11 protein-coding genes are annotated in these 24,500 nt (G+C 74.4%); 2 read left to right on the plus strand and 9 right to left on the minus strand.

Translation table 11 applies throughout. The features are described 5' to 3' along the window. Nucleotides 1–50 precede the first annotated feature (50 nt). Nucleotides 51–926 (plus strand): chitosanase, encoded by an 876-nt coding sequence (locus tag P3T27_RS27370; protein WP_280683110.1) that lies wholly within the window; start codon nucleotides 51–53, stop codon nucleotides 924–926. A 72-nt stretch (nucleotides 927–998) separates the two neighbouring features. Here the strand turns inward: P3T27_RS27370 and P3T27_RS27375 are convergent, their stop codons facing one another. The 3 genes from P3T27_RS27375 to P3T27_RS27385 form a co-directional block, all read right to left on the minus strand. Beyond that, nucleotides 999–1,538: a hypothetical protein gene (locus P3T27_RS27375; RefSeq protein WP_280683112.1), complete on the minus strand. Its 540-nt coding sequence runs from the start codon at nucleotides 1,536–1,538 to the stop codon at nucleotides 999–1,001. Between the two features lie 72 nt (nucleotides 1,539–1,610). Beyond that, nucleotides 1,611–2,288: an LPXTG cell wall anchor domain-containing protein gene (locus tag P3T27_RS27380; RefSeq protein ID WP_280683114.1), complete on the minus strand. Its 678-nt coding sequence runs from the start codon at nucleotides 2,286–2,288 to the stop codon at nucleotides 1,611–1,613. Nucleotides 2,289–2,650: 362 nt separating this feature from the next. After that, nucleotides 2,651–3,733, minus strand: a complete 1,083-nt coding sequence (locus tag P3T27_RS27385) for a hypothetical protein (RefSeq protein ID WP_280683116.1) — start codon at nucleotides 3,731–3,733, stop codon at nucleotides 2,651–2,653. Nucleotides 3,734–3,991: 258 nt separating this feature from the next. Between P3T27_RS27385 and P3T27_RS27390 the strand changes: the two genes are divergently transcribed. Then, on the plus strand, nucleotides 3,992–7,165 hold the full coding sequence (locus P3T27_RS27390) for a BTAD domain-containing putative transcriptional regulator (protein ID WP_280683118.1): 3,174 nt from the start codon (nucleotides 3,992–3,994) through the stop codon (nucleotides 7,163–7,165). 69 nt (nucleotides 7,166–7,234) lie between these two features. On the opposite strand, the gene P3T27_RS27395 is transcribed toward P3T27_RS27390, so the two are convergent. The 6 genes from P3T27_RS27395 to P3T27_RS27420 form a co-directional block, all read right to left on the minus strand. Next, entirely contained in the window at nucleotides 7,235–7,456 is a 222-nt protein-coding gene (locus P3T27_RS27395) for a hypothetical protein (RefSeq protein ID WP_280683120.1), read from the minus strand. Between the two features lie 123 nt (nucleotides 7,457–7,579). Further along, nucleotides 7,580–8,392: a dimethylargininase gene (gene ddaH / locus P3T27_RS27400; protein ID WP_280683122.1), complete on the minus strand. Its 813-nt coding sequence runs from the start codon at nucleotides 8,390–8,392 to the stop codon at nucleotides 7,580–7,582. A 66-nt stretch (nucleotides 8,393–8,458) separates the two neighbouring features. Next, nucleotides 8,459–9,781 carry an MFS transporter gene (locus P3T27_RS27405; RefSeq protein WP_280683123.1) on the minus strand — a complete coding sequence of 441 codons (1,323 nt, stop codon included), beginning with the start codon at nucleotides 9,779–9,781 and terminating at the stop codon, nucleotides 8,459–8,461. A gap of 5 nt (nucleotides 9,782–9,786) precedes the next feature. Beyond that, nucleotides 9,787–23,142: a non-ribosomal peptide synthetase gene (locus P3T27_RS27410; protein WP_280683124.1), complete on the minus strand. Its 13,356-nt coding sequence runs from the start codon at nucleotides 23,140–23,142 to the stop codon at nucleotides 9,787–9,789. Nucleotides 23,143–23,192: 50 nt separating this feature from the next. Next, nucleotides 23,193–24,188: a TauD/TfdA family dioxygenase gene (locus tag P3T27_RS27415; RefSeq protein ID WP_280683125.1), complete on the minus strand. Its 996-nt coding sequence runs from the start codon at nucleotides 24,186–24,188 to the stop codon at nucleotides 23,193–23,195. Between the two features lie 8 nt (nucleotides 24,189–24,196). Then, nucleotides 24,197–24,409: an MbtH family protein gene (locus P3T27_RS27420; RefSeq protein ID WP_280683126.1), complete on the minus strand. Its 213-nt coding sequence runs from the start codon at nucleotides 24,407–24,409 to the stop codon at nucleotides 24,197–24,199. Between the last annotated feature and the right edge of the window lie 91 nt (nucleotides 24,410–24,500).

A 24,500-nucleotide genomic window follows, 5' to 3' on the forward strand; every position in this document is an offset into this window, starting at 1 on the left:
AGTGCTCCGGACACCGGCCGCCCCTACCGCCCACCGAATCCGGAGAACGCATGCCGTCCGCACACGCCCGGCCGTCGCGGCCCAAGGCCCTGTACGTCGCCATGGCCGCGGTGCTGATCACCGCCATCACCGGCGCGATCGCCAACGCCCGTCCGCACCGCACCACCCAGCCCCCCAAGCCGGGGGCCACCGCCACCACGACCGCCACCACCGGGGACGGCCTCAACGATCCCCACCTGAAGGACATCGCCCAGCAGCTGGTCTCCAGCGCGGAGAACTCCTCACTCGACTGGAAGGCCCAGTTCGCCTACATCGAGGACATCAAGGACGGCCGCGGCTACACGGCCGGCATCGTCGGCTTCTGCTCCGGCACCGGCGACATGCTCGACCTGCTGGAGCACTACGAGAAGCTCAAGCCGGGCAACTCGCTCAGCACGTACCTGCCGGCGCTGCGCAAGCTCGACGGCTCCGCGTCGCACGCCGGCCTCGACCCGAGCTTCACGGCGGACTGGAAGAAGGCCGCCCAGGACCCGGTGTTCCAGCAGGCCCAGGTGGACGAGCGGGACCGGGTCTACTTCAGCCCCTCCGTGATGCAGGCCCAGACCGACGGGCTGCACGCCCTCGGCCAGTTCATCTACTACGACGCCATCGTCATGCACGGCCCCGGCAACGAGCCGGTCAGCTTCGGCGGCATCCGCGCCGCCGCCATGAAGAAGGCCAAGACCCCCGCCCAGGGCGGCGATGAGAAGACCTACCTGGCCGCCTTCCTCGACGCCCGCCGGGCCGCGATGAAGACCGAGGCCGCCCACGAGGAGACCGACCGGGTGGACACCGAGCAGTTGGTCTTCCTGCGCGCGGGCAACCTCGACCTCAAGCCCCCGCTGGCGTGGAAGGTCTACGGCGAGTCTTTCAAGATCGACAGCTGACGGGGCGCGCCGGTACGACGGAGGGGCGGCTGCCCGGGCAGCCGCCCCTCCGTCGTCACGTCCCCGCGCACCTCACCAGCCGGTGGTGGCCCGCCGAGCGGTCCGGCCCGTCGGCTCGCCCAGAGCGGTCCGCTCCACCGGCGACTCGCGCCACTCCGCCGCCCCACGCACGCCGACCCCGGGATCGGACCCGGTCCGGACGAGCGGCGTCGAGGCCGGGTCGATCGCCCCGGCCGTCCGCCGCCGTACGGACGGCACTTCGGCGTCAAGAGCGTCCAGAGCGCCGAGAGCGTCGAGGCACAGCACGAGGTTGCGCGGCCGGTCGTTGCCGGGAACACCCGGCCAGTGGCAGTCCCGGGCACGGACCTCCCGGCTCCGCCGGCCGCCCGCGGTGACCACCGGACCAGGCACCACCTCGACGTCCGGCCGCCAGCCGCGGCCCGGCCAGAGGTGTTCGAGCCGCAGCTCCCAGGAGTCCGCGTTGACCACGAGCGACTCCCCCACCCTGCCGGGCAGCACCAGCGTGCCGTACGGGGTGACCACCACCGCCCGCTGGTCGAAGTCGGCGTCCTTGCCGGACACCGTGATCCGCCAGGATCCGTCGACGAACATCTCGCTCCCTTCCGATGGCACCGGCCGCGATCCCCACCGTCGAAGCCCGCGGGCACTCGATGTGACAGCCGGTCAGGCGCGGCGCTTGGCGGCGACCTTTCGGGCCGCGAGAACCAGGCCCGCACCGGCGGCCAGCACCGCGCCACCGGCCAGGGCGAGCGGGGTGTCGTCCCCGCCACCGGTCTGCGCCAGGGCCGGCGCCGCACTCGTCCCGGAGCCGGGCGTGGCACCCGGCTTGGCGGCGGGCGAGGTCGGGGTGGTCGCCGAGGGCGTGGCGCTCGGCGGGGCCGGGACCGACGTGGTCGGCGTCGGCCGCGGGGTCACCGGGACGGCCGGGGTGGTGGTCGGCGGGCCGGTCGGCGTCGGCGTGCCGGTCGGAGTCCCGGTCGGCGTCGGCGTGGCGGAGGGGCAGAGCGGGACGTCCGCCACCTTCTTGTCCACGTGGGTGTCAGCCAGGGTGTAGCGCCAGGTGTCGCCCTTGCCCGAGTAGCCGACGGTCACCTTGGCCGTGCCGTTCGCCTCGATCCTGCCGTGGTACTGCTCGGTCCCGCCGACCAGGCTGAGCGTGTAATCGCCCGCGGCCTTGTACGTGTTCCCGAGGACGAGCTCGACATGACCGGCATCCGCCCGGCACCCGACCTCCAGGGAGGCGTCGCTCGGATTCCAGGCGAAGGCGGTCCCGGTGCCGGCCAGCGCGAGGGCGGCGACCGCGCCCCCGGCGACCGCAGCCGCCCGTCGTACGTGCCTCATCAGTGTTCTTCTCCTCGGAAATGCGTAGACCGGTGAACCTCGTGCGCTCCCCTCGGGGATGGCAGGGGAGCACACGAGGCAGCGAGCCCTGACCGCCGTCGCAGGCCGTGGCGGCAGCGAGCGAAGGCAGCACAACCCGGGCCCTCGCCCCCTGCACGGATGGCATGCCACATCCGGTTCACCCCACCCCGGCTCCCGCCCAGCACGCCACCTCCACGCAGTCCCGGCCGACCGTGACCCCCTCGAACAAGCCCCTCGCGGCGGGCGGGGGCGCGGGCCCGGTGCGGCGTCGTCCGGACGGCGGCGGCCCTCGGCTGGTCGTCGACGACCGGCGGGCGGCGGGACCCGGGCGGGGGGCGTGGTCAGTGGTGGCGTGGGTCCAGCAGGCCGGGGCACGGGGCGGGGTGCGGGGTGCCGGGGGGCGTTGCGTCCCCGGCGTCGAGGGCGGCGAGGGCGGCGAGGGCGGCGGCGCGTTCGGGTTCCGTCGGCCGGGTGCCGTCCGGGGTGAGGAGGTAGTCGGCGACGGGGGTGAGGAGCAGGGTGGCGGCTCCGGCCGGGAGCAGGAGGGCCTCGTCCCACTGGTGCCGGACGACGGTGCGGCGCAGCAGGGTGCCGTGGCGGGGCCGGAGCGGGCGGGTGAGGGTCCGGCGGCGGTGGAGCTCGGGGGCGACCTCGGCCTCCAGGACGGTGCGCACGCCCCGCAGGGAGCCCAGGGGCACGTGCTCGGCGGCGAGGTCGAGGAGGGCGACGGTCTCCGGGGCGAGCCGGTAGGCGGCGACCACCGCGGCGGTCTCGACGGGTTCGAAGGGCTGCCCGGCCAGGCGGGCCACGTCGATCACGTCGTCCGCGCCGAAGGTGCGTCCGAGACCCTCCTCGGCGAGGGCGATCAGGCATTCGACGTGGTCGTCGGCGGCCAGGTAGGGGCGGACCGGGACGGCGGCGAGGTCGCCGGTGAGCGCGGCGGTGGCGAGCCGTACCTGGTACCACGGGTCGAGCAGCGGGTCCTCGGCCGGCCAGCGCAGGGTGACGGCGGTGTGCCGGGGCCGCTCGCCGAGCAGGGTGACCTCCACCGACTCCACCGGGTGGTCGGTGACCAGCCGGTTGACGGCCTGCCAGAGCGTGGCCTCGGTGGGGCTGACGAGGGAGAGCTCTCCCAGCGGCCGGGGCAGGTCGGGCGGGTAGTAGCCAGCCAGCGGGAGGTCGCGGATCGGGCGGACCCCGGTGGCGTCGACGAGGTCGCGGGCGATCCGGGCGTAACAGTCGACCCGGTCGCGGGCGCGCTGCAGCTCGGCCCGGGCGTGCTCGCCCATCCGGACGCCGTCCCGGGCCAGCGCGGCGAGCACCAGGTACGGGAGGTGGCGGGCGCCGCGGGCACGGTGGAGCAGTTCGACCGGTCCGGCGGCCGGGTCGACGTCGAGCAGCCGGTAGAGCAGGTCGGTGTTCATCGGCGTCCGCCTCCGAGGGCTGTGGGGGTCGCCCGGACGGCGGCAGGACGACCGGGGTGTGGCGGGTCCGGCGGTTCGCGCCGGGCCGACTGCGGGCGCCACACCAGTGATTGTGGTGACGAACGATCAACACGGGATCACCACCGGCTCTACAGTCTCTCGACATCCCGCCGGGCCCGTGGGTTGATAGGAGCTCATCGATCGGGGGCGGGCACGTGCGCGGGCGGGGGCGAGCACATGAAGCGGGCAGGTGCAGGAATGGGTGAATTCCGGTTCTCGGTGCTGGGACTGATGCGGGCTCAGCGCGGCACGACGATGCTGAAGGTCGGCAGTCCCCAGCAGCAGGCGATGCTGGCGGTGCTGCTGCTTCGGCCGGGGCACGGCGCGAGTGCCACGGACCTGATCGACGCCCTGTGGGGTGAGGAGCCGCCGGGCACCGCGATGACGACGGTGCGGACGTACGCCTGGCGGTGGCGCAAGATCCTCCGCAGTGAGGAGCCGGACGCGACGAACGTGCTGACCTCGGTCGGGGACGGCTACCGGCTGGTGCTGCCCAAGCACGCCGTGGACGCGGCGCAGGCGGAGGAACTGGCGGCGCAGGCCGAGCGCACGGCGGCCGCCGGAGAGCCGCAGCAGGCGCGTGACCTGCTGAACCAGGCGCTGGAGTTGTGGCAGGGCGAGCCGCTGACCGGTATCCCCGGTCCGTTCGCGCAGCGGCAGCGGCAGCGGTTGCAGGAGCTCTGGCTGACGCTCTTGGAGGAGCGGATCGCCCTGGACCTGACGCTGGGGCGCTTCTCCCGGTGCATTCCGGAGCTGACCTCTCTGACCACCGAGCACCCGCTGCACGAACGGGCGTACGGGCTGCTGATGCGTGCGCTGTACCAGGCCGGGCGGCAGGCGGACGCGCTGGCGGTCTACCGGAGCGCGCGGCAGCTGTTCCTGGCCGAGCTGGGGGTGGCGCCCGGGCCGGAGTTGGACCTGCTGCACCAGCGGATCCTGGAGGGCGACCCGTCGCTCGCCGCCCCGACGCCGTCCGCCGTGCTCCGCTCCGGGCCGGTGGAGCCGGCCGCGCCGCGGGTCGAGTCGCAGGACCCGCCCACCGGCCCTGCGGTGACGGTGGCGGATGCGCCCGCCGGGGCCGCCGCACCCGCCGGGGCCTCCGCACCGTCCCCCAGACCGGCCCAGTTGCCGCCCGACGCGGCGGACTTCACCGGTCGTACCGTCCTGGTCGAGCGGCTGGGCCGGGCCCTGGACGCCCCGGGCCAGCAGGCGCTGGTGATCGCGACCGTGGTCGGCATGGGCGGGGTCGGCAAGACGGCGCTGGCCCTGCACGTCGCCCACCGGGTCCGCGACGCCTACCCGGACGGGCAGCTCTACGCCGACCTGCGGGGCGCCGACGCCACCCCCGCCGACCCGGAGGCGGTGCTCAGCGGCTTCCTGGTGGCGCTCGGCGTGCCGGCCGACGCGGTGCCGGAGGGGCTGGACGCCCGCTCGGCGCTGTTCCGCTCGGCGGTCGACGGCCGGCGGCTGCTGCTGGTGCTCGACAACGTCCATGACAGCGCGCAGATCAGACCCCTGCTGCCGGGCGCGGTCGGCTGCGCCGTGCTCACCACCAGCCGCACCCGCCTGTCCGGCGTGCCCGCGACCGTCCAGGCCGACCTCGGCGTGTTCGAACCCGAGGAGGCACTCGAACTGCTGGGCCGCACCATCGGCGCCGAGCGGCTGGCCGCCGAGTCGGAGGCCGCCCGGGAGCTGCTGCTGGTCTGCGGCCACCTCCCGCTCGCGGTACGGATCGTGGCGGCCCGGCTGGCCGCCCGGCCGAGCTGGACGGTGCAGACGCTGGGCCGCCGGCTGGCGGTCGAGCGCCGGCGGATCGACGAGCTGCGCATCGGCGACCTGGAGGTGGCGGCCGCCTTCGAACTGAGCTACCGCCAGTTGTCGCCCGCCCAGGCCCGGGCGTTCCGGCTGGTCGCCTCGGTGGACGGGCCGGACATCGGGCTGCACGCCGCGGCCGCCCTGCTGGACCTGGACGAGTACGACGCCGAGGACCTGCTGGAGGCCCTGGTGGACGTGGCGATGATGGAGTCGCCCTTCCCCGGCCGCTACCGCTTCCACGACCTGCTGCGCGCGTTCGCCCGGCGCCGTCCGGACGCTCCCGGCGCGGTCGTGGCGGCCCGCGACCGGATGCTGGACCACCTGCTGGCCACCGCGTGCACGGCTTTCCAGCACGCCGTCCCCGGGGATCCGGCGGCCGGCACGCTCGGGCCCGCCCGCGGCGCGGGCGTCGGCCTGGACGGCCCGGACGGTGCGCGGGCGTGGGCCGAGGCGGAGGGCTCCGGGGCGATCGCGCTGGCCGCGCAGGTGGCGGGCTGGACCGTCGCGGACGACACCGCGTCCGCGCCGCCGGCCCCGGCCGACGGTGCGGCACCGGACCCGCTGCGCGCCGCGATCGACCTGCTGATCGCGCTCACGCCGTTCGTCCTCGCCCCGCCCAGCCGCCAGCTGGCCACCACCGCGGAGGCGCTGGCCGCCGCCGCGGTCCATCGCGCCGACCACCGGGCAGCTGGTCGGGCGCACTTCCTCTGCGGCAACGTCGCTCTGGCCGCCACCCGGCTGGAGGAGGCGGAGGCGTCCTCCCGGCTGGCGGTGGCCGCCTCCCGCTCGGCCGGCGACACGGTGATCCTGCGCCAGGCGCTGAACGACCTCGGCCTGGTCTGCCAGTTCCTCAGCCGCTACGACGAGGCCGTCGAGCACTACGACGAGGCGCTGCTGCTGGCCCGCGAACTCGGCCACCGCTCCGGTGCGCTGGTGACGACGGTGAACGCCGCGCTGGCCCGGGTGCGCAGCGGGCGGGCCGCCGAGGCCGTGCCGATCTGTCACGAGGTGCTGGCCGAGTTGCGGACCCGGCACGACGATCCGGGCCGGGCGTACACGCTGTACGTGCTGGGGCTGGCGCTGCACGGGCTGGGGCGGCACGAGGAGGCGGTCACCTGGTTCGGCGAGTGCCTGGCGGTGGCCTCGGCGGCCGGTCTGGCGGCCCGGGCCGCGCACGCCCGCTACCGGATGGCGGACAGTCTGCGCTCGCTGGGCCGGACGGACGAGGCGCTGGAGCACGCCGGGCAGGCGCTGGTGCTGTGCGAGGAGCTGGGTGCCGAGCGGGACCAGGGCCAGGCGCTGGTGGTGCTGGGCCGGACGCTGGCGGACCTCGGGCGGGAGGCCGAGGCGTGGGACCGGCTGCGGGAGGCGCACCGGATCTTCGTCCGGCTGGGGCTGCCGGAGGCGGGGGAGGTGGCGGGGCTGCTGCCCCGGGAGGAGGGTTCGGCCGCTTCGGTCACTTCGGCCGGGTCCGTCCGGTCCGTGCCGGATGGGCGTCGGGGCGGTGGTCGGGGGGCGGCGGGCGCTTCGGTGACGAGCTGCGGGCCGGGCCGCTGACGGGCTGCCGACGGGCTGCTGGAGAATCGATCCTGCGCCAGTTCTGAGGTGCGCTGGAGCCCGGTGTACTCAGGAGCCGGTGCTGTTCCAGTCGCCGGTGCTGCCGTGCACGGTGCCGGTGGGGGTGGGCGTCGGCGTAGCGTCGCCGCTCACCACCGTCACCGTCCCGGTGCCGGCGGTCTCCGCCACCGCAGCCGTGGCGGAGAGGCCGGCGCCCAGGGCGACGGCCACCCCGAGGCCGACCGTGAACAGGCGGAGGCGGGTGGGGGCGGTGGCCGGACGCTGCGTCATCTCTGGTGCTCCCTTGGCTCTCTTCCCTGGTGGGAAGGGGTTCCGTCGTGGTGTGGCACCAGTCTGGCCGGGAGCGTTCAACGGCGGATCTACGGTCGAGCACCGGTGATCACCCCGGCCCGCTCAGGCCGCCGCGCGGATCTCCAGGGTGCAGCACTTCACGCTGCCGCCGCCCTTGAGCAGCTCGCTGAGGTCCATCCCGATCGGCCGGAAGCCGCGCTCGCGCAGCCGCGCGGCCAGGCCGACGGCCGCCTCCGGCAGCACCACGTGCAGGCCGTCGCTCACCGCGTTGAGGCCGAACACCGCCGCGTCGGCGCCGTCCACCAGCAGTGCGTCCGGGAACAGCCGGCGCAGGACGGCACGGCTGCCGGCCGAGAAGGCCTCCGGGTGGTACATGATCTCGTCGCCGTCCAGCACGGCGAGCGCGGTGTCCAGGTGGTAGAAGCGCGGGTCGACCAGCTCCAGGCCGACCACCGGCCGGCCGAGGAACTCCTGGGCCTCCGCGTGCCCCTCGGCCACGCTGCGGAAGCCCCGCCCGGCCAGCACGAAGCCCGCGGTGAGCAGCAGGTCCCCCTCGCCCTCGTTGACGTGCTCCGGATCGCGCGTCTCGAAGCCCCGGGCGCGGAACCACTCCAGGTAGGCCGGGCCCTCGGCGGCCCGCTCGGCGTTGCGGAAGCGCGCGCCGAGCACCTTGCCGTCCACCACGGTGGCGCCGTTGGCCGCGTAGACCATGTCGGGCAGGCCGGGCAGCGGGTCGATCAGCTCCACCCGGTGACCGAGTTCGCCGTAGAGGGCGTACAGCCGCTCCCACTGGGCGACGGCGAGGCCGGTGTCCACCGGCTTGGCGGGGTCCATCCACGGGTTGATCGCGTAGGTGACCTCGAAGTGGGTCGGACGGCACATCAGGTAGTGGCGCGGGCGGGCGGTGCGGGTCATCGGATGCTCCAGGGGGCGCGAACGGGCAGGGCAAGGCGGGGCGGGGCAGGGTCGGGCGGGGCGGGGTCAGCCGGCGGGCTCGGGCCGCGCATCGTGGGCACGGTGCGCGTCGTGCTCGGGGCGCGCCGGGAAGTCGCGCATTCCGCGCAGCGGGCTCGCCAGGAGCACGGCGCCCGCGGACAGCAGCACACCCGCCATGATCCAGATCGTGGTGCGCGGGCCCAGCACCTCGCCGAGCCAGCCGCCGAGCAGCGCGCCGAGGGGGATCGCGCTGTAGTTGACCGTCGAGGCGCTGGCCCTGATCCGCCCGATCATCGCGGGCGGGCAGTAGGACTGGTAGAAGCTGCCGGCCAACACGTTCCCGGCCACGACGCCGCAGACGGCCACCGACCACGCGCAGGCGCTGACCGCGAGCGGCAGCTGGTCGCCGGCCATCGGCAGCAGGAAGATGAAGGGCGCGACCACCAGCTCGCACAGCAGCAGCCCGCGGGCGCTGCCCAGCCGCCGGGCCACCCGCCCGGCCACCGCCGCGCCGGCCAGCCCGCCGACGCTCACCACCGCGAACACCAGGCCCACCTCGCCGGAATCGATGCCGACGCTGCGGACCAGGAACACCGTCTGGACGGCCTGGATGCCGTTCAGCCCGAGGTTCCCGACCGCCCCGAAGCAGGCCAGCGTCCGCAGGTACGGGTCACGGGCCAGAAAGCCCACGCCCTCGCCGATCTCCTTCAGGATGCCCCGCCGCTGCGACGGCGGCGGAGGCTGCTCGACCACGGTGATCCGGGCCACGCAGACCGCCGAGACCAGGTAGCTCACCGCGTCGGCGAACAGGCCGCTGGTCGCGCCGAAGACCTGTGCCAGCAGGCCGGCCGCACCGGGACCGGCGATCTCCACCGCCGACTCCCCGGAGCGCAGCTTGACGTTCGCCTCCAGCACGTCGTCCTTGGCCACCAGCGACGGGAGCACCGCCCCGTACGCGGTGGAGAAGAACACCTTCACCGCGCCGGTCAGAAGGGCCACCAGCACCAGTTGGGCCATGGTCAGCACACCGAGCCAGCCGGCCACCGGCACGCTGACGAACAGGACGAGCAGCAGCAGGTCGCAGACCAGCATCACCCGCAGCCTGGGCCAGCGGTCCACCCAGGCACCGGCCGGCAGGCCGAGGAAGAGCCAGGGCAGCCAGGCCGAGGCGGTCAGCAGGCCGACCGCGAGCGGGCTGGCGCCCAGGGTGACGACGGCCACCAGGGCCAGCGCCACGTTGCCGACCGCCGTACCGAGGCCGCTGGTGGTCTCACCGATCCAGAGCCGACGGAAGTCGGCCTGTGCCCACAGCCCCCAGCGGCTGCGGGACGGCTCCGGCGGAGCCGTGACGGGGGTGGTGACGGACATCGCGGTCACTCTCCAAGCTTCTCGGCGAGCACGGAGGCGATCCGTGCGATGGGTTCCGGACGGGTCAGCTCGCCGTGCGCGCAGGCGAGGCGGTGGGGCTCGATCCGGCCGTCCAGGTACGGCCGCCAGGACTGCTCGTAGGGCCAGTCGGCGGGCTTGTCGAGGGTCGCGCCGAAGAAGACGGCGTCGCCCCGGTAACGGCCGGGCACGTGCTCGGCCATGAGCTTGCGGTGCCGCTCGAACACGCCGGGCAGCTCGGCGGCGGTCTCCCCCAGGACGGCGGCCAGCTCGGCCTGGCCGCGCCCGGCCTCCGGGTCGTAGCCCAGGGACAGCAGCAACTCGGCCAGGGTGTCGACGGGTTCGTCCTGCCCCGGCCCGTCGGCGGCCGCCGGACCGTGGCCGGTGACCGGTGCGCCGTCGAGCAGGGCGAGCACACCGACCGGTGCGCCCTCGGCCTGGAGCCGGACGGCCATCTCCTGGGCGACGACCGCCCCGAAGGACCAGCCGAGCAGGTGGTACGGGCCGGCGGGCCACACCGCGCGGATCTGCCGCACGTAGTCCTCGGCGATCTCCGCGACGCTCGCCGGTGCTGCCCCGCGCAGGCCGCGGGCCTGCAGACCGTAGACCGGGCGTTCGGCCCCGAGGTGCGGCAGCAGGCCGGAGTAGACCCAGCTGATGCCGGCGGCCGGGTGGACGCAGAACAGCGGGGCCAGGCCGCCACCGGTGCGCAGCGGCAGCAGGACGTCCAGGGCGTCGGCGGCCGGCCCGGCACCGAGCCGGTCGGCCAGTCCCGCGACGGTCGGCGCCTCGAACAGTGCGCGCATCCCGAGGTCGGCGCCGAGGGCGGTGCGGATCCGGGCGAGCAGCTTCATCGCGAGCAGGGAGTGGCCGCCGAGTGCGAAGAAGTCGTCGTCGATGCCGACCCCGGCGATCCCCAGGACCTCGGCGAACAGCCCGCAGAGGACCCGCTCCTGTTCGGTGCGCGGTGCGCGGCCCCGGGCGAGTTCGGCGAAGTCCGGCGCGGGCAGGGCCCGGTGGTCAAGCTTGCCGCTGCCGGTGAGCGGCAGGGCGTCGAGCGGGACGACGGCGGCCGGCACCATGTAGCCGGGCAGGAGCCCGCCCGCGAAGGCCCGCAGGCCGGCCGGGTCCAGCCGGCCATCGGTCACCGCGTAGGCGACCAGACGGGTGCCCGCCGCGCGGTCCTCGACCGGGCGGACGACGGCCGCCGACACCTGGGGGTGCCGCCGCAGGACCTGTTCGATCTCGCCGAGTTCGATCCGGAAGCCGCGGATCTTGACCTGCTGGTCGGTACGGCCGAGGTACTCCAGTTCGCCGTCCCGCGAGCGGCGCACCAGGTCGCCGGTGCGGTACATCTGCGCGCCGGGCGCGAACGGGCAGGCCACGAACCGCTCCGCGGTCAGCCCCGGCCGGTTCAAGTACCCCCGGGCCAGAGCGGCCCCCGCCAGGTACAGCTCACCCGCCACCCCGACCGGCACCGGGTTCAACCGCTCGTCCAGCACATAGGCACGCGTCCCGGCGACCGTACGGCCCAGCACCGGCCGCTCCGAGGCCGCCAGCGGCTGGACGAGCGTGTCCACCGTCGCCTCCGTCGGCCCGTACAGGTTGTACGCCTCCGTCGCCGGCGCCTCCCGCAACCGCGACCACAGCGCCTGCCCGACCGCCTCACCACCGAGCAGTAACAGCTCCGGCGCCGCCGCCGGCTCGGCCAACAGCCCCTCCTCCAGCAGCTGTTCGGCGTAGGACGGCGTCACCTCCAGCACCCCGATACCGCGCTCGCGGACCTGACGCACCAGCGCTGTCGCGTCCCGGCGCACCTCGTCACCGACCAGGTGCAGCTCATGCCCGGCCACCAGCCACAACAGGCCGTCCCAGGAGGCGTCGAAGCAGAGCGAGGCCGTCAACGCGACCCGCGACCGCTCCCGGCCCGCCATCACACCGGCACGGTGGGCCGCCAACAGCGCGGCCAGGCTCCCGTGCGACACCACCACACCCTTGGGGCGACCCGTCGAACCCGAGGTGTGGATCACATACGCCGCGTCCTGCCCGGTGGCGCGGGGGGCCGGGTCACTCACGGGGCCGTGTCCGTCGTCGGCGACGTCCAGCGTCCGCAGGCCCGCCAGGACCTCTGGCAGCGGCCACCGCGGGTCGGTCAGCACCAGCGACGGACGGGAGTCCGCCAGGACGCCGGCGGTGCGGTCGGCCGGATACTCGGCGTCCAGCGGCAGGTACACCCCGCCGGCCTTCAGCACCGCCAGCAGCCCCACCACCGACTCCACCGAACGCGGCAGCGCCAGCGCCACCACCGACTCCGGCCCCACCCCCGCGGCGATCAGCCGGTGCGCCAGCCGATTCGCCCGCACGTTCAACTCCGCGAAGGTCAACGCCCGGGCGCCGCACACCAGGGCCACCGCGTCCGGCATCCGCGCCGCCTGCTCCTCGAACACCGCCGGCACCAGCGGCACCCGCGACGGCAGCGACGTGAACCCACCACCGAGCAGCGCGGCCCGCTCGTCCGCCGCCAACAGCTCCACCCGGCCCAGCGGCAACTCCGGGCTCTCCACCACGGCCCGCAGCAGCCGCCCGAACCGCACCGCCAGCGACTCCACCGTCTCCCGGTCGAACAGATCCGTCGCGAAGTCGATCGCGCACTCCAGGCCGGCGGGCTCGCCGTCCGCGTCGAAGGTCTCGCCCATGCCGATGCTCAGATCGAACTTGGCCACCGATCCGGCCGTCGACTGCACGGTGGCGGGCAGGGCACCGAGGGTGAGCGGCGCGGAGGCCGTCCGGTCGCCTTCCAGCAGCAGCATCACCTGGAACAGGGGGTGGCGGGCCAGCGAGCGCGCCGGGTTCAACTCCTCCACCAGCCGCTCGAACGGCACGTCCTGATGACCGAACGCCCCCAGATCCGTCTCCCGCACCCGGCCCAGCAGTTCGGCGAAACTCGGATCACCCGACGTGTCCGTCCGCAGCACCAACGTGTTGACGAAGAACCCCACCAACTCGTCCAACGCCTCGTCCGAACGCCCCGCCACCACCGTACCGATCGGCAGGTCCGTCCCCGCACCCAACCGCGTCAACAAAGCCGCCAACGCCGCCTGCACCGTCATGAACAACGTCACCCGATGCTCACGCGACAACCCCACCAGCCCACGGTGCAACCCCACACCCAACGGCAGCACCACCCGGTCACCCCGATGCGACGCCACCACACCACGCGGACGATCCACCGGCAACACCAACTCCTCCGGAAGACCCCCCAACACCCCACGCCAATAATCCAGTTGGCGCGAGATCACGCTCTCCGCGTCCGACTCCTCCCCCAACAACCCCCGCTGCCACACCGCATAATCCGCGTACTGCACCGGCAACGGCTCCCCCACCGACACCCCACCACCACACCGCACCCCGTACGCCACCGACAGATCCCGCAACAACGGACCCATCGACCAACCGTCACCGGCGATGTGGTGCAGCACCAGCACCAGGAGGTCTCCGTCGGCCCCGCCCGGGATCACCTGGGCGCGCATCGGCAGGTCGGCGGCCAGGTCGAACGGCCGGTCGACGCAGCTCTCGGGGTCGGTGCCCACCGGCAGGACCTCGACGGCGATCCGGGCCTCGTCCGGCGGCAGGATCCGCTGGTACGGCTCACCGTCCGCCTCGGCCACGAGCGTGCGCAGGCTCTCGTGCCGCGCCACCACGTCCCCCAGCGCCGCCTCCAACGCCGCCACGTCCAGCTCACCGTCCAGCCGCAGCACCACGGGGAGGTTGTAGAGCGCGCTCGGGCCCTCCATCCGGTCGATCAGCCACAACCGCTGCTGCGCGAACGACAACGGCACCCGCTCCGGACGCCCGACACCCCCCGCCAACACCGGCCGGCCGACCCCGGCACCCGAACGCGCCGCCAGCCCGGCCACCGTCGGCGCCTCGAACACGTCCCGCACCCCCAGCTCCACCCCCAACACCGACCGCACCCGGCTCAACAACCGCGTCGCCAGCAGGGAATGACCACCGAGCACGAAGAAGTCGTCGTCGACACCCACCCCATCGACACCGAGAACCTCCGCGAACAACCCGCAGAGGATCTCCTCCTGCGCCGTCCGCGCCGCCCGACCGCCCACCGTGAACTCCGCGAAGTCCGGCGCCGGCAGGGCCCGGTGGTCCACCTTCCCGCTGCCGGTGAGCGGCAGGGCGTCGAGCGGGACGACGGCGGCCGGCACCATGTAGCCGGGCAGTGTCCGGGCGACGAACTCCCGCAGGTCGAGGGCGATCCCGGGGATCTGCTCGGTGACCGCGCAGTAGGCCACCAGCCGGCGGTCGCCACCGTCGCTCTCCCGCGTGGTGACGACCGCCTGGCGCACGGCGTCGTGGCGGACCAGCACCTGTTCGATCTCGCCGAGTTCGATCCGGAAGCCGCGGATCTTGACCTGCTGGTCGGTACGGCCCAGGTACTCCAGTTCACCGTCCCGCGAGCGGCGCACCAGGTCACCCGTGCGGTACATCTGCGCGCCGGACGCGAACGGGCAGGCCACGAACCGCTCCGCGGTCAGCCCCGGCCGGTTCAGGTACCCCCGGGCCAGAGCGGCCCCCGCCAGGTACAGCTCACCCGCCACCCCGACCGGCACCGGGTTCAACCGCTCGTCCAGCACATAGGCACGCGTCCCGGCGACCGTACGGCCCAGCACCGGCCGCTCCGAGGCCGCCAGCGGCTGGACGAGCGTGTCCACCGTCGCCTCCGTCGGCCCGTACAGGTTGTACGCCTCCGTCGCCGGCGCCTCCCGCAACCGCGACCACAGCGCCTGCCCGACCGCCTCACCACCGAGCAGCAACAGCTCCGGCGCCGCCGCCGGCTCGGCCAACAGCCCCTCCTCCAGCAGCTGTTCGGCGTAGGACGGCGTCACCTCCAGCACCCCGATACCGCGCTCGCGGACCTGACGCACCAGCGCTGTCGCGTCCCGGCGCACCTCGTCACCGACCAGGTGCACCTCATGCCCGGCCACCAGCCACAACAGGCCGTCCCAGGAGGCGTCGAAGCAGAGCGAGGCCGTCAACGCGACCCGCGACCGCTCCCGGCCCGCCATCACACCGCCACGGTGCGCCGCCAACAGCGCGGCCAGGCTCCCGTGCGACACCACCACACCCTTGGGACGACCCGCCGAACCCGAGGTGTGGATCACATACGCCGCGTCCCCAGCAGAGGCCCGCGCGGCGGGGTTCGACTCCGGACCGGCCGCGTCACCGGCCGTGTCCCCGGCCTCGACCACGGTCAGGCCGGTCAGCAGCTCCGGGTGCGGCCAGCGGTCGTCGGTGAGGACGAGTACGGGCTGCGCGTCGGCGAGCGTGTGCGCGGTACGGTCGGCCGGATACTCGGCGTCCAGCGGCAGGTACACCCCGCCGGCCTTCAGCACCGCCAGCAGCCCCACCACCGACTCCACCGAACGCGGCAGCGCCAGCGCCACCACCGACTCCGGCCCCACCCCCGCGGCGATCAGCCGGTGCGCCAGCCGATTCGCCCGCACATTCACCTCACCGAACGTCAGGCGCTCCGCGCCGCACACCAGGGCCACCGCATCCGGCATCCGCGCCGCCTGCTCCTCGAACACCGCCGACACCAGCGGCACCCGCGACGGCAGCGACGTGAACCCGCCGCCCACCAGCGCGGCCCGCTCCTCCGCCGCCAACAGCTCCACCCGGCCCAGCGGCAACTCCGGGCTCTCCACCACGGCCCGCAGCAGCCGCCCGAACCGCACCGCCAGCGACTCCACCGTCTCCCGGTCGAACAGATCCGTCGCGAAGTCGATCGCGCAGTCGATCCCGGCGGGTTCGCCGTCCGGGCCGAAGACTTCCTCCATGATCACGTTGAGGTCGAACTTGGCGACCCCGGTCCCGGCCGGCAGTGCCTCGACGCGCAGTCCGGGCAGGTCCAGTTCGGCGCCCTCGTTGCTCTGCAGGACGAGCATCACCTGGAACAGGGGGTGGCGGGCCAGCGAGCGCGCCGGGTTCAACTCCTCCACCAGCCGCTCGAACGGCACGTCCTGATGACCGAACGCCCCCAGATCCGACTCCCGCACCCGGCCCAGCAGTTCGGCGAAACTCGGATCACCCGACGTGTCCGTCCGCAGCACCAACGTGTTGACGAAGAACCCCACCAACTCGTCCAACGCCTCGTCCGAACGCCCCGCCACCACCGTACCGATCGGCAGGTCCGTCCCCGCACCCAACCGCGTCAACAAAGCCGCCAACGCCGCCTGCACCGTCATGAACAACGTCACCCGATGCTCACGCGACAACCCCACCAGCCCACGGTGCAACCCCACACCCAACGGCAGCACCACCCGGTCACCCCGATGCGACGCCACCACACCACGCGGACGATCCACCGGCAACACCAACTCCTCCGGAAGACCCCCCAACACCCCACGCCAATACTCCAGTTGGCGCGAGATCACGCTCTCCGCGTCCGACTCCTCCCCCAACAACCCCCGCTGCCACACCGCATAATCCGCGTACTGCACCGGCAACGGCTCCCCCACCGACACCCCACCACCACACCGCACCCCGTACGCCACCGACAGATCCCGCAACAACGGACCCATCGACCAACCGTCACTGACGATGTGGTGCAGCACCAGGAGCAGCACGTGGCTCTCCTCGGCCGTCCTCAGCAGGGTCGCGCGGAAGGGCGGTTCAGCCGCCAGGTCGAAGGGACGGCGGGACTCCTCGTCCACCGCGCCGGCCAGCGCGTCAGCCGGGCAGTCCCGGCATTCGACGGAGATCCGGGCCTCGTCCGGCGGCAGGATCCGCTGGTACGGCTCACCGTCCGCCTCGGCCACGAGCGTGCGCAGGCTCTCGTGCCGCGCCACCACGTCCCCCAGCGCCGCCTCCAACGCCGCCACGTCCAGCTCACCGTCCAGCCGCAGCGCGACCGGCACGTTGTAGAGCGCGCTCGGGCCCTCCATCCGGTCGATCAGCCACAACCGCTGCTGCGCGAACGACAACGGCACCCGCTCCGGACGCCCGACACCCCCCGCCAACACCGGCCGACCGACCCCGGCACCCGAACGCGCCACCAGCCCAGCCACCGTCGGCGCCTCGAACACATCCCGCACCCCCAGCTCCACCCCCAACACCGACCGCACCCGGCTCAACAACCGCGTCGCCAGCAGGGAATGACCACCGAGCACGAAGAAGTCGTCGTCGACACCCACCCCATCGACACCGAGAACCTCCGCGAACAACCCGCAGAGGATCTCCTCCTGCGCCGTCCGCGCCGCCCGACCGCCCACCACGGACTCCGCGAAGTCCGGCGCCGGCAGCGCGGAGCGGTCCAGCTTGCCGTTGGCGTTGAGCGGCAGCGCCTCCAGCCCCACGAAGGCGGCCGGCACCATGTGGGCGGGCAGTTCGGCCGCGAGGGCGGCGCGCAGCCCGGCCGGGTCCGACGCGGCCGGGCCGACCAGGTAGGCGACCAGCCGCGCCCCGCCCGGGCCCTGCTCGTACGGCAGCACCGCGGCCTGGAGCACGCCCGGCTGCGCGGTCAGCGCGGTCTCGATCTCGCCGAGTTCGATCCGGAAGCCGCGGACCTTGACCTGCTGGTCGGTACGGCCGAGGTACTCCAGGTCCCCGTCCGGGCGGCGGCGCACCAGGTCACCCGTGCGGTACATCCGCCCTCCTCGCCCGCCACCGGGCAGGAGGGGCCCGTCGGGCTCGAACGGGCAGGCCACGAACCGCTCCGCGGTCAGCCCCGGCCGGTTCAGGTACCCCCGGGCCAGACCCGCCCCCGCCAGGTACAGCTCACCGGGCACCCCGACCGGCACCGGGTTCAGCTGCCCGTCCAGCACGTAGCCGCGGTGGTTGCCGAGCGGGTGGCCGACCAGCGGGCGCTCGCTGTCGGCGAGGCGGTGGTACAGGGCGTCGACGGTGCACTCGGTCGGGCCGTAGACGTTGTACGCGATCAGGTCCGGAGCGTCCCGCAGGGTGGTCCACAGGGCCTGGCCGGTGGCCTCGCCGCCGAGCATCAGCAGGGCGGGCGGGCAGCGGGTGAGCAGTCCCTCCTCGATCAGCTGGTCCGCGTAGGTGGGCGTGAGGTCGAGGACGTCGATCCCGGTGCGCTCGGCGTGGCGCACCAGCGCGGCCGCGTCGCGGCGCACGTCGTCGCCGACCAGGTGCAGCTCGTGCCCGGCCGCGAGCCAGAGGAAGCCCTCCAGGGAGGTGTCGAAGGACAGCGAGGCGGTGAGCGCGACCGTCAGCCGGCGGCCCGGCCGGGCACGCTCGGCGGCGGCCACGGTCTCGGCACGGTGGAAGGCCAGCAGATTGGCGACGTTGCCGCAGGAGACCACGACGCCCTTGGGCCTGCCGGTGGAGCCGGAGGTGTAGATGACGTAGGCGGCGTGCCCCGGATGGGCGGTGCCGGGCAGGTCGTGGGCGTCGTGGAAGGCCCACAGCTCCTCGTCGACGGGCAGCACGGTGCGTCCGTCCAGCGCCTCGGCGAGCGGCCAGCGGGCGTCGGTGAGCACGACCGCCGGGGCGGAGTCAGCCAGCATGTAGGCGATCCGCTCCGCCGGGTACTCCGGGTCCAGCGGCAGGAAGGCCGCGCCGGCCTTCAGCGTCGCCAGCGCGGCGACCACCGACTCCACCGAGCGCGGCAGGGCGAGGGCGACCACGGTGTCCGGTCCGGCGCCCTCGTCGAGGAGGGCGCGGGCCAGCCGGTTGGCCCGGGCGTTCAGCTCCGCGAAGGTCAGCGAATCCGGCCCGCAGACCAGGGCGACGGCCCCGGGGGTGCGCGCGGCCTGCTCCTCGAACACCGTCAGGTAGGGCGTGTCGGCGTCCGGCAGCGCCGTGTCGTTCCATCCGGCGAGGGTGTCCCGCTCGGCCTCGCCCCGCACCTCCAGGGCGGTGACCGGGCGCTCGGGGTCCTCGACCGCCTGGCGCAGGATCAGCTCCAGGGCGGCGGCGAGCCGCCGGACCGTCTCCGGGTCGAACAGGTCGGTCGCGTACTCCAGGCCGCCGCTCAGCCCGGCCGGGGAGCCGCCGGCGGCGAACCGCTCGACCAGGCTGAGGGTGAGGTCGAAGGTCGCGGTGCCGAAGTCGACCGGCGCCTCGGTCACGGTGATGCCGGGCAGGTCCGGCCCGTCCTCGGGGGTGCCGGCGAAGGCCAGCATCACCTGGAACAGGGGGTGGCGGGCCAGCGACCGGGCCGGGTTCAGCTCCTCGACCAGCGACTCGAACGGCAGGTCCTGGTGCTCGTAGGCCGCGAGGTCGGTGTCCCGGACGCGGCGCAGCAGTTCGGCGAAGCTCGGCCGGCCGGAGAGGTCGGTGCGCAGCACGAGGGTGTTGGCGAAGTAGCCGACCAGGTCGGTGACGGCCTCGTCGAGGCGGCCGGCCATCGGGGTGCCGATCGGCAGGTCGGTGCCGGCGCCGAAGCGGTGCAGCAGGGTGGCGTAGGCGGCCTGGAGGACCATGAACAGGGTCGTGCCGTGCTCGGTGGCGAGCGCGCCGAGGCGGGCGTGCAGCTCGGCGTCGAGCTCCACCGGGACGACGGCGCCGCGGTGGGTGGCGACCGGCGGCCGGGGCCGGTCCAGCGGCAGTGGCAGCTCGTCGGGCAGGTCGGCCAGCGCGTCGCGCCAGTAGGCGAGTTGGCGGGCGGCCAGGCTCTCGGGGTCGTCCTCGTCGCCGAGCAGGGCGTGCTGCCAGAGCGCGTGGTCGGCGTACTGGACGGGCAGCGGCTCCCAGGCGGGGGCGCGGCCGGCGAGGCGGGCCCGGTAGGCGTCGGCGAGGTCGCGGTAGAGCGGGCCCAGCGAGGCGCCGTCCCCGGCGATGTGGTGCAGGACGAGGACCAGGACGTGCTCGTCCGGGCCCTCGGGCCGCAGGTAGGCGTGCACCGGCAGGTCGACGGCCAGGTCGAAGGTGTGGCGGGCGAGTTCGTCCAGCGGGCGGTCGGTGGTGGTGAGCAGCGGGGCCGTCGGCCCGTCGAGGACGCGCTGGTGGGGGGTGCCGTCGTGGTCGGCGAAGACGGTGCGCAGGGCCTCGTGCCGCCGGACGGTGTCGCCGAGGGCGTCCGCCAGGGCGGCGGGGTCGAGCGGGCCGCGCAGCCGCAGGGCGAGGGTCACGTTGTAGGTGGCGGCGGGGCCCTCCGCCTGGGCGAGGAACCAGAGGCGGCGCTGGGCGAAGGAGAGCGGCACCCGCTCGGGCCGGGTCGCGGGCCGCAGGGCCGGACGGGCCGGGGCGGGGGTGTCGGCGGCGCGGTCGGCGAGCCGGTCGACGAGCCCGGCGACGGTGGGGGCCTGGAAGAGGTCGCCGATGGTGAGCTCGATGCCGAGGTCGGTGCGGGCCCGGCCGGTGAGGCGGGTGGCGAGCAGCGAGTGGCCGCCGAGGGCGAAGAAGTCGTCGTCGATGGTGATGTCGTCGATGCCGAGCAGTTCACCGAAGAGCTCGCACAGCGCCCGTTCGCGCTCGTCGCGCGGCGCGCGGCCGGTGTCGGCCGCGGCGAGGTCGGGGGCGGGCAGGGCCCGGCGGTCGACCTTGCCGTTGGCGTTGAGCGGCAGGGCGTCGAGGACGACGACGGCCGCGGGGACCATGTAGCCGGGCAGCGTGGTACCGGCGAAGGTGCGCAACTCGGCCGGGGTGAGCGAGGGTTCGGCGGTGCAGTAGGCGACCAGCCGGGTGTCGCCGGGGCGGTCCTCGCGGGCGATCACGATGACCTGGCGGACGGCGGGGTGGCGGGAGAGCGCCGCCTCGATCTCGCCGAGTTCGATCCGGAAGCCGCGCAGCTTGACCTGCCCGTCGATCCGGCCGAGGAACTCCACCGCGCCGTCGGCGCGCAGCCGGACGAGGTCGCCGGTGCGGTACATCCGCTCCCCGGGCGCGTACGGGCAGGCGACGAACCGTTCGGCCGTCAGGCCGGGCCGGTTGAGGTAGCCGCGGGCCAGGCCGGCGCCGGCGATGTACAGCTCGCCCGGGACGCCGGGCGGGACGGGGCGCAGCCGGGCGTCGAGGACGTGGCTGCGCATGTTGTCGAGCGGGCCGCCGATCGGCACCCGGGGGCCCGTGAGGTCGGCGTGGGTGAGCGGGTGGTGGGTGGCGAAGGTGGTGGTCTCGGTGGGCCCGTAGACGTGGGCGAGCAGCAGGTCGGGGCAGGCGTCCAGGACGCGCCGCAGCAGGGTGGCGGAGGCGGCCTCGCCGCCGGTGCAGACGACGCGCAGGGCGGCGAAGGTCTCCGGGGCCTGCTCGGCGACGAGGTCGAACAGGGCCTTGGTGAGGAAGACGGCGGTGACGTCGTGGCGGGTGGTGACGGCGTGCAGGGCGGTGGCGTCGAGGGCGCCGGGCGGGGCGACCACGACGGTGCCGCCGGCCAGCAGGGGCGTCCAGATCTCGTAGGTGGCGGCGTCGAAGGCGTGCGGGGAGTGCAGCAGGACCCTGCGGTGCCGGCCGTCCTGCCAGCGCCGGTCGGCGGCGAGGTCGAGGACGTCGCGGTGGCGCACGGCGACGCCCTTGGGGCGGCCGGTGGAGCCGGAGGTGTACATCGCGTAGGCGAGCTGGTCCGGGTGGACGGGCACGCCGGGGCGGTGGGTGGGAGCGCCGGCCTCGTCGCCGGGGCGGACGACCACGGCGCGGTGCGGGAAGCCCGCGTCGGTGCGGTCGGTGAGCAGCACGGGGGCGCCGGTGTCGGCGAGCACGCCGGTCATCCGCTCGGGCGGCAGGCCGGGGTGCATGGGGACGTAGCAGCCACCGGCCTTGAGGACCGCCAACGTGGCGACGACGACCTCGACGGAGCGCTCCATCAGCATCGCGACGGGGGTCTCGGGGCCTACGCCGAGGGCGATCAGGTGGTGGGCGAGGCGGTTGGCGCGGAGGTCGAGTTCGGCGTAGCAGAGGGTGCCGCCGTCGTGGGCGAGGGCGGTGGCGTGCGGGGTGAGGTCGGCCTGGCGCTCGAAGGCCCCGGCCAGGGTGCCGGTCCGGCGCGGGGCGTCGGTGGCGTTCCACTCGGTGAGGATGCGGGTGCGCTCCTCGGGGGCGAGGACGTCGAGGGTGCCGATGGGGGCGTGCGGGTCGGCGGCGGCGCCGGCCAGGAGCCGGCCGAGCCGCTCGGCGAGGGCGGCGACGGTGGTGCGGTCGTAGAGGTCGGCGGCGTACTCGATCGAGCCGGTGAGCCCGGCGGGGGCACCGTCGGGGCCGTGCTGTTCGGCGATGCCGATGTTGAGGTCGAACTTGGCGACCCGCAGGCCGATCGGTTCGGGGGCGGACTCCAGCCCGGGCAGGTCGAGTTCGGCGTCCTGCCCGTGGTTCTGCAGCACCAGCAGGGTCTGGAACAGCGGGTGGCGGCCGAGCGTGCGGGGCGGGTTGAGTTCCTCGACGAGCCGCTCGAAGGGGATGTCCTGGTGGGCGAAGGCGTCGAGCTGGGCCTCCCGGACCCGGCCGAGCAGTTCGGTGAAGCTCGGGTCGCCGGAGGTGTCGGCGCGCAGCACCAGCGAGTTGACGAAGAAGCCGACCAGCTCGTCCAGGGCCTCGTCGGCGCGCCCGGCGACTCCGGTGCCGAGCGGGATGTCGGTGCCGGCGCCGAGCCGGGTGAACAGGGCGGCCAGGCCGGCCTGCAGGACGGTGAACAGGGTGGTGCGGTGCGTGCGGGCGAGGTCGAGCAGGGCGGTGTGCAGGTCGGCGCCCCAGGCGAGGTCCACGGAGTCGGCGGCGCCGGTGGGGGCGGGCGGGCGGGGGCGGTCCGTCGGCAGCTCCAGTTCCTCCGGGAGTCCGGCCAGGGCGGCGCGCCAGTGGGCGAGTTGACGGGCGAGCAGGCTCTCGGGATCGTGCTCGTCGCCGAGCAGTTCGCGCTGCCAGAGCGCGTAGTCGGCGTACTGGACGGGCAGCGGCTCCCAGGCGGGGGCGCGGCCGGTGAGCCGGGCCCGGTAGGCGGTGGCGAGGTCGCGCAGCAGCGGGCCGAGCGACCAGCCGTCGCCGGCGATGTGGTGCAGGACGACGAGCAGCACGTGCTCGGTCGGCGAGAGGGTGAACACCGTGACCCGGATGGGCAGTTCGCGGCTCAGGTCGAAGGTCTCGGCGGCGGCCGCGTCCTGGTGGCCGGGGTGGTCGGCCGGTGCGCAGTCCACGACCAGGAAGCGCGGCCGCGCCTCCTCGGCCGGCAGGATCCGCTGCACCGGGACTCCCCCGGCCACCGGGAACACCGTGCGCAGGGCCTCGTGACGGGCGACCACGTCCGCCGTCGCGGCGCGCAGCGCGGCGGTGTCGAGCTCGCCGCGCAGGCGGAGGGCGAACGGCAGGTTGTACAGCGCGGTCGGCCCCTCGATCTGGTCGATCAGCCAGAGACGCTGTTGTGCGAACGAAACCGGGATCACGGTGCTTCCTCTACTCACGTCACGGCACGGTGGTGTTCGGGGCTGCGCGGTCAGGCGTCGGCCAGGGCGGGCCGGACACTGGGCCGGCAGTCCAGGACGTCGAGGGGCTGCCCCATCGAGACGGCGATCCTGCGGTCGCCGCGGTACGGGTCCCGGCCGTGTGCGCAGAGCACGTTGTCGACCAGCATCACGTCGCCGGCCTGCCAGCGCTCGCGCACGGTCGCCGCGTGGTAGGCCTCGTTGAGGGCGTCGACGTCGGCGCGCTCCAGCGGTTCGCCGTCACCGAATCCGGTGTTGAACGGGAAGCCGTCCGGGCCGAACTCGTCGGTCATCGCCTCGCGGATGTCCGGGTCGAGCGACCACTCGTTCCAGAAGGCGAGGTGGTTGAACCAGACCTCCTCGTCGGTCACCGGGTGGCGGATGGTGCCGGGGCGCAACTGGCCGGTGCGCAGGTTGCCGTCCGGCAGCCACTCCCAGGTGATGCCGTTCTCCCGGCAGTAGGCCTCGACCTCGGCCCGGTCCTCGGTGGCGAAGGCGGTGCGCCAGCCGAGGGAGACGTAGTCCGAGTAGCTGCGGGTGAGCGTCCAGCCGGAGGTCCGCATCCGCTCGACCAGGTGCGCGGGCAGGTGGCTGAGCACCTGGCGGCAGTCGGCGGTCGGGGTCGCCCCGCCCTCCTCGGGGGCGATCAGGCAGGCGAAGAGCAGCCGGCCCGGGAAGGTGAGGGTGTAGCTGTTCTCGTTGTGCATCCGGATCGGCTGGGCCGGCGGCAGGTCGGTGGAGGAGAAGACGCCGTTGCCGTAGTCGCTGCGCGGGGTGGCCTTCTCCCGGTAGGGGGTGCGCTCGGGGAGGAGGACGTCGCGCACGGCCGCGACGTCCTCGGTGCTCGCGACCGGCAGTCCGCGCAGGAAGATCGTGCCGTGCCGGTGCAGGGCTTCGGTGAGCCCGGTCTCGTTCTCGCGCAGCCACTCGCAGGCCTCGCCGAGGTCGGCGGTGCGCGGCGCGTGGGCGAGGGGCGGGCGGCCGGGGTTCAGTTCCCAGGTCGGCATGGTGGCGCTCACTGCCGGGCGAGGGAGGCGGTCAGGCTGGCGGGCCTGATGTCAGTCCAGTTGGCCTCGATGTAGTCGAGGCAGCCCTGGCGGGTGTCCTCGCCGTGGACGGTGGTCCAGCCGGCCGGCACGTCGATCCAGACCGGCCACAGCGAGTGCTGGTTCTCGTCGTTGACCAGCACCAGGTAGCCGGCGTTGTCGTCCTCGAACGGGTTGCTCATGGTGTCCTCCTTGGGTTGCTTCGAAGGTAGGGGCGGGCCGGGGGGCCGAAGGGCAGGAGTCGAGGCAGGAACGCGGCACTTCGGCTCGTGC

Source organism: Kitasatospora sp. MAA19, from assembly GCF_029894125.1.
In the GTDB taxonomy this organism is placed as follows: domain Bacteria; phylum Actinomycetota; class Actinomycetes; order Streptomycetales; family Streptomycetaceae; genus Kitasatospora.

Bases quoted from the DNA above. Each gene is read 5' to 3' on its own strand.
- P3T27_RS27405 (WP_280683123.1), bottom strand. From the start codon at position 9,781: ATGTCCGTCACCACCCCCGTCACGGCTCCGCCGGAGCCGTCCCGCAGC.
- ddaH (WP_280683122.1), bottom strand. From the start codon at position 8,392: ATGACCCGCACCGCCCGCCCGCGCCACTACCTGATGTGCCGTCCGACC.
- P3T27_RS27385 (WP_280683116.1), bottom strand. From the start codon at position 3,733: ATGAACACCGACCTGCTCTACCGGCTGCTCGACGTCGACCCGGCCGCC.
- P3T27_RS27395 (WP_280683120.1), bottom strand. From the start codon at position 7,456: ATGACGCAGCGTCCGGCCACCGCCCCCACCCGCCTCCGCCTGTTCACG.
- P3T27_RS27390 (WP_280683118.1), top strand. From the start codon at position 3,992: ATGGGTGAATTCCGGTTCTCGGTGCTGGGACTGATGCGGGCTCAGCGC.
- P3T27_RS27420 (WP_280683126.1), bottom strand. From the start codon at position 24,409: ATGAGCAACCCGTTCGAGGACGACAACGCCGGCTACCTGGTGCTGGTC.
- P3T27_RS27375 (WP_280683112.1), bottom strand. From the start codon at position 1,538: ATGTTCGTCGACGGATCCTGGCGGATCACGGTGTCCGGCAAGGACGCC.
- P3T27_RS27415 (WP_280683125.1), bottom strand. From the start codon at position 24,188: ATGCCGACCTGGGAACTGAACCCCGGCCGCCCGCCCCTCGCCCACGCG.
- P3T27_RS27370 (WP_280683110.1), top strand. From the start codon at position 51: ATGCCGTCCGCACACGCCCGGCCGTCGCGGCCCAAGGCCCTGTACGTC.
- P3T27_RS27380 (WP_280683114.1), bottom strand. From the start codon at position 2,288: ATGAGGCACGTACGACGGGCGGCTGCGGTCGCCGGGGGCGCGGTCGCC.